This window comes from Desulfuromusa kysingii, from assembly GCF_900107645.1.
In the GTDB taxonomy this organism is placed as follows: Bacteria; Desulfobacterota; Desulfuromonadia; order Desulfuromonadales; family Geopsychrobacteraceae; genus Desulfuromusa; species Desulfuromusa kysingii.
In genome coordinates, this window is record NZ_FNQN01000003.1 from 41,944 (window position 1) to 57,137 (window position 15,194).

At 45.5% G+C, this 15,194-nt stretch carries 13 protein-coding genes; 9 read left to right on the top strand and 4 right to left on the bottom strand.

Annotation, left to right across the window (positions count from 1 at the left end; all coding sequences use genetic code 11):
• Positions 1-43 precede the first annotated feature (43 nt).
• Positions 44-1,357, bottom strand: a complete 1,314-nt coding sequence (locus BLU87_RS05510; protein ID WP_092345565.1) for a DUF3422 family protein — start codon at positions 1,355-1,357, stop codon at positions 44-46.
• 68 nt (positions 1,358-1,425) lie between these two features.
• Entirely contained in the window at positions 1,426-2,463 is a 1,038-nt protein-coding gene (locus BLU87_RS05515; RefSeq protein WP_092345567.1) for a GMP reductase, read from the bottom strand.
• Between the two features lie 248 nt (positions 2,464-2,711).
• Between BLU87_RS05515 and dnaE the strand changes: the two genes are divergently transcribed.
• The 6 genes from dnaE to BLU87_RS05545 all read left to right on the top strand — a co-directional run bounded on the left by dnaE (position 2,712) and on the right by BLU87_RS05545 (position 10,652).
• Positions 2,712-6,182 (top strand): DNA polymerase III subunit alpha, encoded by a 3,471-nt coding sequence (dnaE, locus tag BLU87_RS05520; RefSeq protein ID WP_092345569.1) that lies wholly within the window; start codon positions 2,712-2,714, stop codon positions 6,180-6,182.
• Positions 6,183-6,303: 121 nt separating this feature from the next.
• Positions 6,304-7,269 carry an acetyl-CoA carboxylase carboxyl transferase subunit alpha gene (gene accA / locus BLU87_RS05525; protein WP_175498278.1) on the top strand — a complete coding sequence of 322 codons (966 nt, stop codon included), beginning with the start codon at positions 6,304-6,306 and terminating at the stop codon, positions 7,267-7,269.
• 20 nt (positions 7,270-7,289) lie between these two features.
• The gene (locus BLU87_RS05530) at positions 7,290-8,045 is read left to right on the top strand and encodes a septal ring lytic transglycosylase RlpA family protein (protein ID WP_092345572.1); all 756 of its coding nucleotides are present in this window, start codon (positions 7,290-7,292) and stop codon (positions 8,043-8,045) included.
• Positions 8,046-8,294: 249 nt separating this feature from the next.
• Entirely contained in the window at positions 8,295-8,495 is a 201-nt protein-coding gene (locus BLU87_RS05535) for a cold-shock protein (protein ID WP_092345574.1), read from the top strand.
• 154 nt (positions 8,496-8,649) lie between these two features.
• The gene (locus BLU87_RS05540; protein WP_092345576.1) at positions 8,650-8,871 is read left to right on the top strand and encodes a tautomerase family protein; all 222 of its coding nucleotides are present in this window, start codon (positions 8,650-8,652) and stop codon (positions 8,869-8,871) included.
• A gap of 365 nt (positions 8,872-9,236) precedes the next feature.
• Positions 9,237-10,652 carry a dihydrolipoyl dehydrogenase family protein gene (locus tag BLU87_RS05545; RefSeq protein WP_092345578.1) on the top strand — a complete coding sequence of 472 codons (1,416 nt, stop codon included), beginning with the start codon at positions 9,237-9,239 and terminating at the stop codon, positions 10,650-10,652.
• A gap of 71 nt (positions 10,653-10,723) precedes the next feature.
• Here the strand turns inward: BLU87_RS05545 and tgt are convergent, their stop codons facing one another.
• Positions 10,724-11,836, bottom strand: coding sequence for a tRNA guanosine(34) transglycosylase Tgt (tgt, locus tag BLU87_RS05550; RefSeq protein ID WP_092345580.1), 1,113 nt, complete (start codon positions 11,834-11,836; stop codon positions 10,724-10,726).
• Between the two features lie 92 nt (positions 11,837-11,928).
• Between tgt and cas6 the strand changes: the two genes are divergently transcribed.
• The 3 genes from cas6 (at position 11,929) to BLU87_RS05565 (ending at position 13,654) form a co-directional block, all read left to right on the top strand.
• A complete protein-coding gene (cas6, locus tag BLU87_RS05555; protein ID WP_092345582.1) occupies positions 11,929-12,882 on the top strand; it encodes a CRISPR system precrRNA processing endoribonuclease RAMP protein Cas6 in 954 nt (317 codons plus the stop codon).
• Between the two features lie 63 nt (positions 12,883-12,945).
• Positions 12,946-13,242 (top strand): TFIIB-type zinc ribbon-containing protein, encoded by a 297-nt coding sequence (locus BLU87_RS05560; protein ID WP_092345584.1) that lies wholly within the window; start codon positions 12,946-12,948, stop codon positions 13,240-13,242.
• Between the two features lie 13 nt (positions 13,243-13,255).
• On the top strand, positions 13,256-13,654 hold the full coding sequence (locus BLU87_RS05565) for a Rossmann-fold NAD(P)-binding domain-containing protein (RefSeq protein WP_092345586.1): 399 nt from the start codon (positions 13,256-13,258) through the stop codon (positions 13,652-13,654).
• 48 nt (positions 13,655-13,702) lie between these two features.
• On the opposite strand, the gene eno is transcribed toward BLU87_RS05565, so the two are convergent.
• On the bottom strand, positions 13,703-14,986 hold the full coding sequence (gene eno / locus BLU87_RS05570) for a phosphopyruvate hydratase (protein ID WP_092345588.1): 1,284 nt from the start codon (positions 14,984-14,986) through the stop codon (positions 13,703-13,705).
• Positions 14,987-15,194 lie beyond the last annotated feature (208 nt).

Below are 15,194 nucleotides of genomic sequence, written 5' to 3' on the forward strand. Positions count from 1 at the left end.
GTGGCATCTTAGCTCCGGGGTGGGTGTTATGGTCGTTATTGATTTATGCCTTTATCTCCTGGTCTTGAATTAAGCGTCGTTTGATACGGCGAGTTACATACCAGATTGTTGTCAGGACAACGGGGATTGAGCAGGCCAACAGGACGTTGTTGTTCAATCCCCATTGTTCTAGTGGAAGTCCTTTAAATAGATAGCTGAGAAGACCGACAGAATAATAACTGATCGCAGCAATGGATAAACCTTCAACGGTCTCCTGTAATCGAAACTGCAGACGACTACGTCGATTCATGGCCGAAAGCTGAGATTGGTTCTGTTCCTGAAGATTAAGATTGACTCTGGTCCTCATTAAGTCACTTGCCCGTTCAATTCTTTTGGATAGGTCCTCCATCCACTGTTGCACTGACTCACAGGTCCGCAGTGCTGGATTCAGCCGACGATTTATGAATTCGCCTATCGATAGATGGCCATCTATCTTTTCTTCATTAATTCGCTCAAGACGGTCTTTAACCAACTGATGGTAGGCTTGTGTCGCTGAAAATCGTTGCGTAGTTTCAGCGCGATAGGTTTCGAGTTGGGCTTCAATTGTGGTTATTTTTTCCAGTAACTGCCGTTCACTGCTGGCGGTTTTCTGCTCGGCCACAAGATTGAGGATGTCAGCCATCTGTTTATCCATAATGAGTAGCTGGGGAGAGATCCTCTTTGCGATCGGTAATGAAAGGAGTGATAATAACCGGTAAGTTTCTAAGTCGATCAAACGTCGGGTTAGCCGTCCCGTTTGTAACGTGCTCATCCCGTTATGACAAATCATAAATCGGCCATAACCATCACCATGAAGCTTGAATGCTGTAAGAATTTGGGTTTTGCCACCATAGGCACTACTCATCATCACGGGGTGGCCTTCAAAGTTATGCGACAGGGCGTGTTCATCATAACTGAGTTGTTGGTTGTCAATGATCATGTGAAAAGCTGCAAGCACTTCTCCGGGAAGCTGTTTAAGCCAGTCTGATGGGAGGAGATCGACCGCTGTGTATTCAAACGGTTTTCCTTGAGACGGGGCTGGTTGCATAATGGTCAATGAGTAGAATTCAACATGCCGTTCCCAGTTGATGGTGAAGTTGCCAAAATTCTGATAGAAGGTCACCGCATCACTCGGAGGGGGGTTGATTTCGTAACGTTTGCAGAGTTCAGACACCAGATCACATGATTTCTGCAGAGCTTCTGGATTCCCACAACAAGCGGCTAAATGGGTAATCTGTTGAGGCGACGCCATTGCATGGAATGGTCTTATATGCAGCTCGTTGTAAAGGGTGTCACGCATGGGGTGGAGCTGATACTCAATCCCGCCATTTTTACTCATTTGTCTTGTCCTCACTGCATAATTGTTCAGGCGTCATTAGGATATGATCCTTGTGTTAGCGTTTTATGCTACGAGAAGGTTTTATTCTCCTGTTCCTGGACGCGAATGAAGGTGGTTCGTTTGGTCAGTTCTTTGAGTGCCGATGCGCCAACATAGGTACAAGTTGAACGGACTCCACCGAGAACATCTTTCACTGTGGCAGCGACAGCTCCTCGATAAGGGACTTCGACGGTTTTCCCTTCTGACGCACGATATTCAGCGACACCACCAGCATGCTGTGCCATGGCCGTTTCTGAACTCATGCCATAAAACAGTTTAAATTGTTTGCCGTCTCTTTCAATCAACTGACCACCACTTTCATCGTGTCCGGCAAACATCCCCCCGAGCATCACAAAGTCCGCACCACCGCCAAAGGCTTTGGATACGTCTCCAGCGCTGACGCAGCCGCCGTCGGAAATGATGTGTCCTCCGAGTCCGTGAGCGGCATCTGCGCACTCAATGACTGCTGAAAGTTGAGGGTAGCCAACACCAGTTTTGACCCGTGTCGTGCAAACAGAACCTGGTCCGATCCCAACTTTGACAACATCCGCTCCGGAAAGAAGTAACTCTTCCACCATCTCACCGGTCACCACATTGCCAGCTACGATCGTTTTATCGGGGTAGTTCTCACGGCATCGTTTGACAAAGTCGACAAATGACTCAGCGTAACCGTTGGCGACGTCGATACAGATGAATTCCAGTTTTGGGTGCTGGATGAGGATATTTTGCAGATGGGTGAAGTCGGCATCAGCAGTACCGGTACTCACCATAACATGCTGAAAAAAAGAGTCGTCTTTTGGGCTCAGGAAGTTTTGCCATTCCGACAGGCTGTAATGTTTATGGATCGCTGTCAATAGCCCGAAATTTGAAAGAACTTCAGCCAGCTCAAAGGTTCCGACTGTATCCATATTAGCGGCAATAATAGGAATTCCAGCCCAGCCTTTCTGACTGTGTAAGAAGGAAAAGTTTCTCTCGAGATTGACTTGAGAACGGCTTCTTAGAGTGGAACGCTTTGGACGAATGAGGACATCTTTAAAGCCAAGTTTTAAGCCAGATTCTATACGCATTGGTTTCCCCTATGATCTTCAAATTTATTGATGTTTTTACTGTACCTTGGAAAAATAGCGCAAATATACGTTCATGGAAAGAGGTGATATTTCATTTGAAGATTATTGACCCGTGAACTCTGGCGGTGCTAATCTTCAGCCGGTGGTCAGGCGGCCAGAAGTCTCCTTTTACTGGCTGCTTCACTTGACCTGATTTTTCCCTGATGATTGATTTGATACCTTCTTCCTTCGCGGATAAAATAGCACTTATGGAACATTCCGATTTCGTACATTTACACCTTCATAGTCAATATAGTTTGTTGGACGGAGCGATTAAACTCGATGAACTGATCGCCCGTGCAAAAGAGTTTAAGATGCCAGCAATTGCGGTGACTGATCATGGCAACATGTTCGGCGCTGTTGAATTTTATAGCAAAGCGATGAGCGCCGGGATCAAGCCCATTATTGGCTGCGAAGTTTACGTCGCTCCGGGATCCCGCTTTACTAAAGGGAACGCTCGTGGTTCCTCCGAAGCGTCCTACCATTTGGTGCTGCTCTGCATGAACCAAACTGGATACCAAAATATTTGTCATCTGGTCTCAGCTGCCTATCAAGAAGGCTTTTATTACAAGCCGCGTGTTGATTGGGAACTGCTGCTTAAGCATAACGAAGGGTTAATTGCTCTATCGGCTTGCCTTGGTGGGGAATTGCCAACGCTGATCAATCTGAACCATTCTGACGAGGCGTTAGAGCGTGCCAGACAAATGGCTGAAATTTTCGACGATAACCGTTTCTATCTGGAATTACAGGAAAATTTTTTACCGGAACAGGCAAAAGCGAATGCTGGCCTTATCGAGATCGCAACCAAGTTGCATCTCCCTCTGGTTGCGACTAACGATTGTCACTATTTATCCCGTGAAGATTCTTTTGCCCATGAAGTGCTGTTGTGCATACAAACGGGCAAAACCATGGATGATCCGAATCGTATGCGATTTCCAAATGACGAATTCTATGTCAAATCGTCAGAAGAAATGGCCAAGCTGTTTCCTGATCATCCTGAAGCTATTGCCAACACGATTCGGATTGCTGAACGTTGTAATCTGGAACTTGATTTTAGTACTTACCACTTTCCACAATATGACAAGCCTGCTGATAAATCACTCGATCAAGTGCTGGAAGAGCAAAGCCGATCGGGGTTGGAAGAACGCCTTAAGGAGATACGTAAGGTTCGTGATCTGAGCGAGGACGATCTGCAGATTTATCATGATCGCCTTGAAGAAGAGTTGACCTGTATCGAGCAGATGGGATTCCCCGGATATTTTCTCATCGTTGCTGATTTTATTAACTGGGGAAAAGATCATGGGATTCCCGTAGGTCCAGGTCGTGGGTCAGCTGCCGGGAGCTTGGTTGCCTTCGCTATTCGGATTACAGATATCGATCCGATACCGTATAATCTTCTGTTTGAACGGTTTTTGAATCCAGAGCGGATTTCCATGCCAGATATTGATGTCGATTTTTGCATCTACGGGCGCGAACGAGTTATCGACTATGTACGGCAGAAATATGGCCCAGGCAATGTTGCTCAGATTATTACCTTTGGAACGATGCAGGCGAAGGGGGCTTTACGTGATGTTGGTCGAGCTTTGAATATCCCTTATGGCGAGGTTGATAGAATTGCCAAGCTTGTCCCGACTGTTCTTGGGATTACTCTGAAGGAGGCTATTGATCAGGAACCACAATTAAAAACTTTGATTGAGAAAGATCCTAAAATAAAAGAGCTGGCAAGCATCTCTTTGGCTCTTGAAGGATTGACTCGCCATGCGTCGACCCATGCCGCTGGCGTTGTGGTCACACCCCGCCCTCTCCCTGAGTATCTTCCTCTTTATGTTGATCCCAAATCTGGCGGACAAGTGACCCAGTACCCGATGAAATATGTCGAGAAAATCGGGTTGGTTAAATTTGATTTTCTGGGGCTAAAAACTCTGACGGTTATTGAAAATGCAGTCCGAATTATTCGTGAGAGTAAAGATGAAAAGTTTGACCTGCAATTGATTTCTGACGATGACAAGACAACTTTTGACTTACTCAGTCGCGGCGAGACAACTGGGGTCTTTCAGCTTGAATCGAGCGGGATGAAAGAATATCTGGTCAAGCTGAAGCCCAGCTGTTTTGAAGATTTGATTGCCATGGTGGCTTTGTATCGTCCCGGACCTTTGGGCTCAGGGATGGTTGACTCGTTTATCAAAAGAAAGCACGGAACCGAACAGTTCCAATATGACTTTTCACAGCTTGAACCCATCCTGAAGGATACCTACGGCGTTATTGTCTATCAGGAACAGGTTATGTTGATTGCTCAGGTCTTGGCAAACTTCAGTCTTGGTGCCGCTGATTTATTGCGTCGGGCCATGGGGAAAAAGAAGCCTGAAGAGATGGCCAAGCAGAAGAAAATCTTTCTTGATGGCGCAGCGGAAAACAAACTTAATCTTAAAAAAGCGGAAGCAGTCTTTGATCTGATGGAGAAGTTCGCGGCTTATGGTTTCAACAAGTCGCATTCAGCTGCATACGCCCTGATTGCTTATCAAACAGCATACTTAAAAGCTCACTATCCGGTTGAATTTATGGCCGCTCTTCTCACCGAAGATATGGAAAACACGGATAAGGTGATTAAGAATATCAGTGAGGTTCGTGCTATGGGGGTTGAAGTCCTCCCCCCGGATATTAATGCTTCAGCACGTTCTTTTACCGTCGCCGAAGAGGTTATGCGTTTTGGTCTTGGTGCTGTCAAAGGTGTTGGCTCTGCGGCTCTTGATTCAATCCAGGAGGTCCGCAAGGATGAACCCTTTACATCGTTGCAGGACTTTTGCGAACGCGTCGATTTGCGCAAAGTGAACAAGAAGGTCGTTGAAGCGCTGATTAAATGTGGAGCATTTGACTCTCTCGGAGGTAAGCGGGCCCAATTTTTTGCCGGTCTGGAAGAGGCGATGGATATCGGGCAACGTTTGCAACGTGAGCTCGAGTCTGGACAAGATTCCCTGTTCGGTAGTCAAGAAATTCTCTCTGTCGGTGGCAACGGGTATGGTGTTTTACCCGATGTTGATGAATGGGATGAAAAAACTCTTTTGACTTATGAAAAAGAGATTCTGGGTTTTTATGTCACCGGTCACCCCTTAGCACGATATAGTGACTCGATCAAACGATTTGCAACCTGTGAAGCATCAGCCCTGTCCGAACGTACAGATAAGGAGCAGGTGCGTGTGTGTGGAATTGTTTCGGGGATCAAGGAGCTTATTACCAAAAAAGGAGACAGGATGGCCTTTGTCTCTTTGGAAGATCTGAGCGGCTCCGTTGAGATCATTGTGTTTCCAGAAGTCTATAGCGCTTCAATGGACCTTCTTAAAGGGGACGATCCGCTGTTGGTTAGCGGAGAACTTGATGTTGGAGAAGAGGCTTGTAAAGTTTTGGCAACGGAAGTTGCTTTACTCCGTGATGTCAAGCAGGCCATGGCTAAGCGGGTGCACATCCGATTGACGACCCCAGGGTTGGATGAGATGCAGATGCGTCAGCTTAAAGGGATAGTCCAGCGTTATCGGGGAGATTGTGAAGTGAAGTTGCATATCGTTATTCCCAATCGCAGTGAAACCGTTATTGCTTTGCCAGATAAACTGAAGATGGCCGCCACCGATGAAGCTTTAGCTGATGTTAATGCTCTGTTTGAGTATAATGTTATGAATTATGAATGAAATGGGTGTGCATAGAACGGGCTTGTTGCTATCTGGGGTTGACCTCCGCTTGCGGAAGATTTATGTTTAATTGTTAATCTCGGAATAATATTAAGCAATTATATTCAGGACAGGGAGATCCTTGATGAATCAATATCTTGATTTTGAGCAACCCATTGCCGAACTTGAAACTAAAATTGGGGAGTTACGTGAATACTCTACCGACAATGTTGATTTTTCCAGTGAGATCAAAAGGCTTGAAAAGAAAGCTGATAGACTGAAAAAGGAAGTTTATTCCAACCTCAGTCGCTGGCAGAGAACTCAGCTTGCTCGACATGCAAAGCGCCCTTACACTCTTGATTATATTGAACGGATTTTTACCGACTGGTCTGAGGTTCATGGCGATAGGAATTACCGGGATGATCCAGCTCTGGTTTGCGGTTTTGCCCGTATTGACGGAAAACCATGTTGTGTCATTGGCCATCAGAAAGGTCGTAACACCAAAGAGAAAGTGCATCGGAATTTTGGGATGCCAAACCCGGAAGGTTATCGTAAGGCGTTGCGTGTTATGCAATTGGCTGATCAGTTTGGTCTGCCAATTTTTACCTTTGTTGACACTCCTGGAGCTTTTCCCGGTATTGGTGCTGAAGAGCGGGGGCAGGCTGAAGCTATTGCGAGAAATCTGCGAGAAATGGCGATGTTACGTGTTCCGGTTATTGTCACAATTACAGGTGAAGGTGGCTCTGGCGGGGCTCTTGCGATCGCCGTTGGGAATCGGGTGTTGATGATGGAGTATTCGGTTTATGCGGTGATCTCACCCGAAGGTTGTGCTGCAATTTTGTGGGGCGATGGCAGTAAAGGAGATCAGGCCGCTGAAGCCCTAAAATTGACAGCGCAGGATGTTGACAGTTTAGGTAGTGTTATTGATGAAGTTATTCCCGAACCTCTTGGTGGAGGGCATCAAGATTATGATCTTGCAGCCCAATCACTCAAGGAATATTTACTGAAACACCTTAATGAGTTAGAAGAATATTCTCCTGAAGGTTTAATCGAACAGCGCTACCAGCGGTTTAGAGCGATTGCTGAATTTGAAGAGCCTAAGGTATAAATCGTAAATTTATGAGTCATATGCGTCGATTTTTACTTCCATCTTTCTCTCTGTTGTTGCTGCTTTTTCTATCCAGTTGCAGTGGACACACCACCAGAGTGATTGAGACACCAGAGACTCGTGAGTTAGAGGGTTGGCAAAAGCCATATGAAGTCGATGGCCAGCGCTATCAGCCTCTGCGTGACCATCAGGGGTTTCAACAACGTGGAATTGCCAGTTGGTATGGGCGGAAATTCCATGGCCGTAAGACCAGTAACGGTGAAGTGTATGATATGTATGCTGTCAGTGCAGCCCACAAGACTTTACCTATGGGAGTTTACGTCAAGGTGACTCACCTGGGAAATGGCCGCCATGTTATTGTCAGGATCAATGACCGGGGCCCTTTTGTTGCCGGGCGTATTATTGATCTTTCTTATGGGGCTGCCAAACAGTTGGGCATCGTTGAGTCAGGGACGGCGCAGGTGCAACTGCAAGCCCTCGGTTATCGGTCAATCGATGCAAGTAAAACCACAACTTTTAGTTCTCCTGGTAATTATGATTCTGGCTCCTTTGCGGTCCAAATAGCGGCATTTTCTACCTCATCCAATGCTTACAATTTGGTAGGAAAAGTGGATCGCCAATATGGTCAAGCGACTGTATCTGCTGGAATTAGGAATGGACAGAAAATGTATCGGGTGCGAGTTGGGAATTTTACTTCTCTGGAACAAGCAGAACAGGCAGCCAAGAATCTTGCACGGGGTGGATTCTCTGATAGTTATGTTGTTGCCTTTGAATGATACGGTTTTTTTATCGGGACTGTTTATCGCTATTTTGAATTATTTTTAAAAAAAAGATCTAAAGGGTTGATTTGCCCCTTTATCCGTGCTAGTGTTCCGTCGTATCAGATCCAGTTTGTGTAGATTATTTCACTGTATAGTCAGATAAGAACCACACAGACCAAAAGGGCTGAGTGGTTTTTTTGTGACTTGCAGGCGCTGGTCTGCATCACGTAACTCCCCGCAGGGGACCTAGTAAGGAGAAAGTAAATGGCAGAAGGAACAGTTAAATGGTTTAATGATTCTAAAGGGTTTGGTTTTATCGAGCAGGATAACGGCCCAGACGTGTTCGCACACTTTTCAGCAATCACTGGAGAGGGTTTCAAATCCCTGTCTGAAGGTGCACGCGTTAGCTTTGATGTTGTTGATGGTCAAAAAGGACCTCAAGCGGCCAATATCGTACGGCTCTAAGATATATCAATTGTTAAGTGGAAAAGCTTCATGGGTAACCATGGAGCTTTTTTTCGTTTGAGTGACTGTGGCATCAGGTTGATAATTTGTCTCTTGATACCGTTGCATGAGTTAGCGAATATTTTATCTGCCATAAGTTTGAAAGGATGTGATTATGCCCTATGTGGAACTCAACTTGACAGTTGGCGCTACAAAAGAACAAAAAGCACAGCTAGTTGAAGGTATTACTGATTTATTAGTTAAGGTTCTTAACAAGAACCCTTCTTCGACTCAAATTGTGATCAAAGAAGTTCCGGTGGATAGCTGGGGAATAGCTGGACGTTCGGTCAAGTCTCTGCGTAAAGAGGGTGATACGGCGTTTATCTCAAAGCAGTAATCTTTACTTAAGTTTTTACCAAAAGTCACCCTTCTAACGGATACTGTCTCGACTTTCTCTTTAATCCTAAGTGCATTATTTAATGCGCATCCGGCTTAGGGCATGAAGCAAGCATTCTTGCTTTGCTTCTTCGTGAACCTACATTTCTTGTGTCTGCTCTCAGAATCTTCAGTTCTACCTATCTCCTTGCTCAAAAATAATATTTATAGACCCACAAGTGTGGTCCGGTTCCCTGTGTTTTGTCTGAAGATTGTTGACAACGGTAGAGCAATTCAGTATCTATGTGTTCGCACTTTAAATAATATATAGTGAATATATAATAAAAGCGCTGTTTACTGAGTTTTAGAGGATAGAGGATTTTTATTATGACTACTTTTGATTACGACATGCTTACGATTGGTGTTGGACCGGCAGGGATGGCAGTCTCGGCAATGGGTGCTGCAATGGGTTTGAAAGTCTGCGCTATTGAAAAAAACAAGCTCGGTGGCGAATGTATGAACGTTGGTTGCATTCCCAGTAAGGCATTGTTGAGAATGGCAAAGACACGACATGCCGTTACCAAGTTTACTGCCATGGATATCGATGAAATGCCGTTGCCAGGCGTTAGCAACCCTTTTCCCCGGATTCAGGAAAAACTTGATTATATCAATAACAAGAAATACGCCGTGAAGTTTGAGAAGGTTGATAAAATTGTCGGTCAGGGGGGGGCAAGTTTTGTCGATTCGCATACTGTTGCAGTCGGAGATCGGAAAATTACGGCAAAACGGATTTTTATCTGCACTGGAACCAAGCCGGCTCTCCCTCTGATCCCAGGTTTGGACGGTATTGACAATGTTCTGACCAATGAGAATTTATTTAATCTGGAAAAAGTTCCTGAAAGTATGCTGATTGTTGGTGGTGGGGCCATTGGTTCAGAAATGGCGCAAGCCTTTTCACGGTTGGGATGCAAAACAATGATCGTGCAAATGGATCCGCACCTTTTACCCTTTGCAGATAATTTTGCTGGTGAAGCTCTTGGAGAGGTTTTTGAAAAAGAAGGGATTGAAGTTTACAACAGCCGGATGATCAGTGAGGTTTTCGTTAAAGAAGGTCGGGTGATTCTGAAAACCAAAGAGGGAGAATCACTTGAGGCGGAACGGATCCTTGTGGCAGCAGGTCGAACCCCGACCCTGCAGGGTTTAAAGTTAGAGAATGCCGGAGTCAATTATTCACCTCGAGGGATTCCGGTGAATGGGAATCTGGAAACAAATATCAAACATATTTACGCCCTCGGAGATTGTAACAGCAATCATCTGTTTTCCCATTCGGCAATGCATCAGGGGATGGTTGCGTTGATGAATATTATGCGTCCTTGGCCGTTTAAAAAAGATTTTCGTAAATATGTTGTCCCCTGGACTGTTTTTACCGAGCCACAGGTTTCTGGTGTCGGCATGCGTGAATCTGAATTAATCGCTTCTGGCATTAAGTATGATCTGTTTGAAACCAAATATAGTGATTATGGGGCAGCAATCGCCGAACAGGTGACGACCGGCTCTGTCCGGGTACTCGCCAGCAAGACTGGTAGAATTTATGGTGCATCGGTTGTTGGTGAAGGCTCTGCTGAGATGATTAACGAGTGGGGATTGGCAATTCAGAAGAAGCTACGTCTTGCTGATATTATGATGCTGCAACACTCTTTCCCCAGCATGTCTTTTATGAACAAAACCATTGGTGAGAACTGGATGATGCGGCGATTAAAAAATCCATGGCTTAAAAGGATTGCGGCGGCATTGATGCGCTAATTGGCGATCTTAAAAAAAGCGGTCTGATGAATGTCAAACCGCTTTTTTTATATTGTGATGAGCTAAACTGATTATTTTTTGGAGGGTAAATATTCTCCCAGAAAATCCTCTTTAAATCTTAAGTAATCACCAGCCTCAATCGCGGCTCGTGCCCCAGCAACCATATTGAGATAGAAGCGAACATTGTGAATCGCGGCCAGAGTTGCTGAAAGAATTTCATTGGCATTATAAAGATGATGCAGATAAGCGCGGGTAAAATTACGGCAACAATAGCAATCGCATGACGGATCAACAGGGAAGAAATCGCGACGGAAATTACGATTAGTTAATCTGATTTTGCCCCGTTTGGTGAAGAGTGTGGCGCTGCGGGCATAGCGGGTCGGGATGACACAGTCAAACATGTCCATACCCCGTTCAATTGATTCCAGGATGTCTTCTGGAAGACCAACCCCCATCAGGTAACGTGGCTTGTTTTTAGGCATGAATGGCTCTGTGTATTCAACGACTTGCTTTAAAAGATCAAGTCCTTCCCCGACACTGACGCCACCAATGGCATAACCAGGAAAATTCATGGCTGTCAGCGTTTCAGCGCACTCACGGCGTAAATCTTCATATACCCCTCCTTGGACAATACCAAAAAGAGCCTGATCGTCTCTGGCATGGTGTTTTAAACAACTTTCGGCCCAACGAATGGTTTTCTTAACCGATTTTGCGGCATAGTCATGCGTGGTGGGATAGGGGATACATTCGTCGAAAGCCATGATAATGTCTGCCCCAAGATCATTCTCTATTTGCATCGCCTCTTTGGGCCCCAGAAAAATTTCCTCACCGGTAAGTTCATGACGAAAGTGAACCCCATCATCGCCGATCCGTTTTTTGGGGAGAGAAAAGACCTGAAAGCCACCACTATCAGTGAGGATTGGTCTTTTCCAGTTCATGAATTTATGCAGTCCACCAGCTTTTTTTACCAGACCTTCGCCGGGTTTCAAATGCAGGTGGTAGGTGTTTGAGAGGATGATTTGAGCTTCAGTTTCTTCAACTTGAGCCGGAGTCATCGCTTTGACCGCTCCATGCGTTCCGACAGGCATAAAGATCGGCGTCTCAATGGTCCCATGGGGTGTTTCCAAGCGACCACGTCGAGCTCGGCTGTGTGGGTCTTCTTTCAATAGTTTAAACTGAAACATTCAGTTGTTCTCCCTTATTGCTTGCATTAGGATGTTTATCATCAGGATATAACAAAATCTCACTCAGGGTGCAATCTTATCGGAGGTTTCAAGTGAGCTACTATGCCCCGTTTCCCTTTGAGCTGCAACAAGTAGAATATGTAAAGTTATATTTCTACCTGGAACCCAGCGATTATTTTGACTTGCCAGCTCTGGGGTTACTGCAACTGCGACGCGAATTATTACAGGCACTTAAAAGTCTGATCAGTATTGATGAAGATAACTCCTCGCGGAAACTGAAGCAGCTTTTTCATCCTCCTCTCCCCCATGATCCCGTTTTGTTACGACAGGTCCAGAAACCATCTCCGGCTCTGGTTATTTCACCTGATACGTCTCAATATGGATTAATTGCCCCCAAGCAGCGGATCTGTCTGCCAGTTCTTTTTATTGGCTCTGGGATCAACCTGATTGACCCCTTTATCGGTCTCCTCCAGCAACTAGGAAAACAAGGGCTTTGGCACGGGACTGGACAGTATGTTTTAGAGGGGGTAGAGGCTGAGGATGGCAGCGGCTTGAAGTCGATGCTCTGGTTCAATGGTAAACAGAAAACTCCTTTGAATCCTCCGGTTTGTCGTTTGTCGTGGTGGCTGGAGCAACAGCGTTCACCAGATAGTTCTGTCCAGCTTGAAATCATCACTCCACTCAGATTGTTACATCAAGGGAGGCCATTATTCCGGGCTGGATTTGCCAAGATTTTTCCGTTTTTGCTGCGGCGCATAAGTTCGCTCATGGCTGGCCATGCCGGAGTTGAATTGACCTTTGTTCCCTCCCAGTTAATTTCTCTGTCAAAGCAGGTGAAAGAGATCGAGAACAATCTACAATGGAAAGATTGGCGAACTCTTAATGCTGAGCCGAGTGAGCAAAACCTAGGTGGTTTAATGGGAACCTTAAGTGTTGACGCTGATGATGTCTCAGAGTTGCTTTGGGTTTTACAATTGGGAAGTTTTTTCAACTTTGGCAAAGGAGCTCCATATGGGGCTGGACAATATCGATTGATTTATAGTTGAATGATGGATATTCCTTTCTGTTGAGGTCGTAACTGGGATTGAGTCCCGGCCGGAGGTGTTCGTATGAACAATGCGTGGGATGACCGTAAAAAGGCACTTGAAAATGAATTCTTCCATAAAAAAGAGAAGGAAGCTCTGGAAAAAATGAAACAGGAGGCAATTGCCACTGCCAGCTTGGGGCATTGTCCTAAGTGTGGCACTGTTTTGGAGCCGATCACTTTTCATGGGGTCCCTCTGGACCAGTGCCCAGACTGTGGTGGCGTTTGGCTTGGGCCAAAAGACTTGAAAGTTTTAGCAGCAAAGGATCACCGTAGTTGGTTTGGACGTTGGTTTGATCGAGAGAGTGAAAACACTAATTGATCTGGAGGTTTGAATGTTCTGTTTTATTGTTCTGTTGTTGGTTGTAGGAGCCGGGTTCTATTTTTATCAGAAACTGATGACGATAGAGCGGGAAATCCGTGCTGAACAGAAAGCTGAGGGTGGGCACACTGCTGTGGCTCAAGCGCCAGAAAAGCCCGTTGAAGATTTTCCTGATATGGCAGATTTAGACCAGCAAGACAGTTCAGCCAAAATCATGTCAGGACAAGACAGTGTCGAAGAGGCAATCATCTCAGCTGTGGCTAAAAGTCCTGGTCTTATCCAGACAGAGCTCTATGCTCAGTTTGTCGATGCAGATAAAAAACAGCTTCAGAAGATGATTAAAAAAATGGCTGATAGTGGGACGTTAAGGCGTGAAAAACAGGGGAGCAGCTATACGTTGTACCTTGCTTAAGTTGTTTAGTCTGGGGATGGAAGTATCTTCCATCCCCAGAGTCTTTATTTACAAGTTGTAGAAAACATCTCTGCCGTTAAATACGGCCGTATCATCCAACTCATCTTCAATTCTGAGTAACTGGTTATATTTGCAAATCCGATCAGTCCGGCAGAGAGATCCGGTCTTTATCTGTCCGGCATTGGTTGCCACTGCAAGATCAGCGATGGTGGTATCCTCAGTTTCTCCTGAACGGTGGGAAACGACCGCGGTATATCCCGCCCGCTTAGCCATCTCAATGGCTTCCAACGTCTCAGTCAAGGTGCCAATCTGATTAACCTTAATCAGAATTGAGTTGGCTATCCCCTTATCGATTCCCTGTTTGAGAATCTTGGTATTGGTGACAAAAAGGTCATCACCGACAATTTGGATTTTATCACCGAGTTTTTCGGTCATCAGCTTCCAGCCATCCCAATCATTTTCAGCGTGTCCATCTTCAATAGAAATGATCGGGTAGCGATCAACCAGATCAGCATAAAATGCGACTGTTTCTGCGGCGGTTTTGAGAGGCTGTTTTTCGTTGGCAAAGTTGTACATGCCATCGTTGTAGATTTCCGATGCGGCCACATCTATAGCCAGGAAGATATCTTCACCGGCTTTATAACCCGTTGCTGCAATAGCTTCCATAATTACCTGCAGAGCTTCTTCGTTGCTCTTCAGGTTCGGGGCAAAGCCACCTTCATCACCAACCGAAGTGTTGTACCCTTTATCTTTTAGGACTTTTTTAAGGGCGTGAAAAATCTCTGCTCCCATGCGTAACGCCTCTTTGAAGCTCTCTGCTCCCGCTGGCATAATCATGAATTCCTGGATGTCAACGTTGTTGTCAGCGTGTTCTCCACCGTTAAGAATATTCATCATCGGCACAGGTAGTTCTTTAGCATTAGCTCCACCGATATATTGGTAGAGAGGGAGACCGGCATCTTCAGCGGCTGCTTTCGCACAAGCCAAAGAGACCCCCAGCAAGGCGTTGGCACCGAGCTTACTTTTAAAATCGGTTCCATCGAGCAGAAGCAATTTTCGATCAATGCCCACCTGATCACTGGCTTCCCAGCCAACGAGATCTACGGCAATAACTTCGTTGACATGTTCGACCGCTTTTAACACCCCTTTGCCTAAATAGCGGCTCATATCGCCGTCGCGGAGTTCCAGTGCTTCTCGTTCTCCGGTAGAAGCACCACTGGGTACAGCTGCTCGGCCGATAACACCGGATTCAAGTGCAACTTCAACTTCGACTGTTGGATTGCCGCGTGAGTCTAAAATCTCACGGGCGTAGATATCAATGATTTCACTCATCTGTAACCCCTTGCGTTGTCAACTGTGAAAAGTTATCGCCCCGTTTTCATTTCGGGACAGTTTATAGGCATGAAACATAAATATTTATAGCACAAGAGCGGCTTAAATAAAGACCTTTTCTGGTGTTTTATCACGGCTATGATTTTGCTTGGCTTGTTCCAATCAATTGAATTGTGATAAGAAGGACTTTCGTCGATTTAAATTTTTC

Coding starts and splice junctions, on each gene's coding strand:
- BLU87_RS05510 (WP_092345565.1), bottom strand. CDS start 1,357: ATGAGTAAAAATGGCGGGATTGAGTATCAGCTCCACCCCATGCGTGAC.
- BLU87_RS05515 (WP_092345567.1), bottom strand. CDS start 2,463: ATGCGTATAGAATCTGGCTTAAAACTTGGCTTTAAAGATGTCCTCATT.
- dnaE (WP_092345569.1), top strand. CDS start 2,712: ATGGAACATTCCGATTTCGTACATTTACACCTTCATAGTCAATATAGT.
- BLU87_RS05530 (WP_092345572.1), top strand. CDS start 7,290: ATGCGTCGATTTTTACTTCCATCTTTCTCTCTGTTGTTGCTGCTTTTT.
- BLU87_RS05535 (WP_092345574.1), top strand. CDS start 8,295: ATGGCAGAAGGAACAGTTAAATGGTTTAATGATTCTAAAGGGTTTGGT.
- BLU87_RS05540 (WP_092345576.1), top strand. CDS start 8,650: ATGCCCTATGTGGAACTCAACTTGACAGTTGGCGCTACAAAAGAACAA.
- BLU87_RS05545 (WP_092345578.1), top strand. CDS start 9,237: ATGACTACTTTTGATTACGACATGCTTACGATTGGTGTTGGACCGGCA.
- tgt (WP_092345580.1), bottom strand. CDS start 11,836: ATGTTTCAGTTTAAACTATTGAAAGAAGACCCACACAGCCGAGCTCGA.
- BLU87_RS05560 (WP_092345584.1), top strand. CDS start 12,946: ATGAACAATGCGTGGGATGACCGTAAAAAGGCACTTGAAAATGAATTC.
- BLU87_RS05565 (WP_092345586.1), top strand. CDS start 13,256: ATGTTCTGTTTTATTGTTCTGTTGTTGGTTGTAGGAGCCGGGTTCTAT.
- eno (WP_092345588.1), bottom strand. CDS start 14,986: ATGAGTGAAATCATTGATATCTACGCCCGTGAGATTTTAGACTCACGC.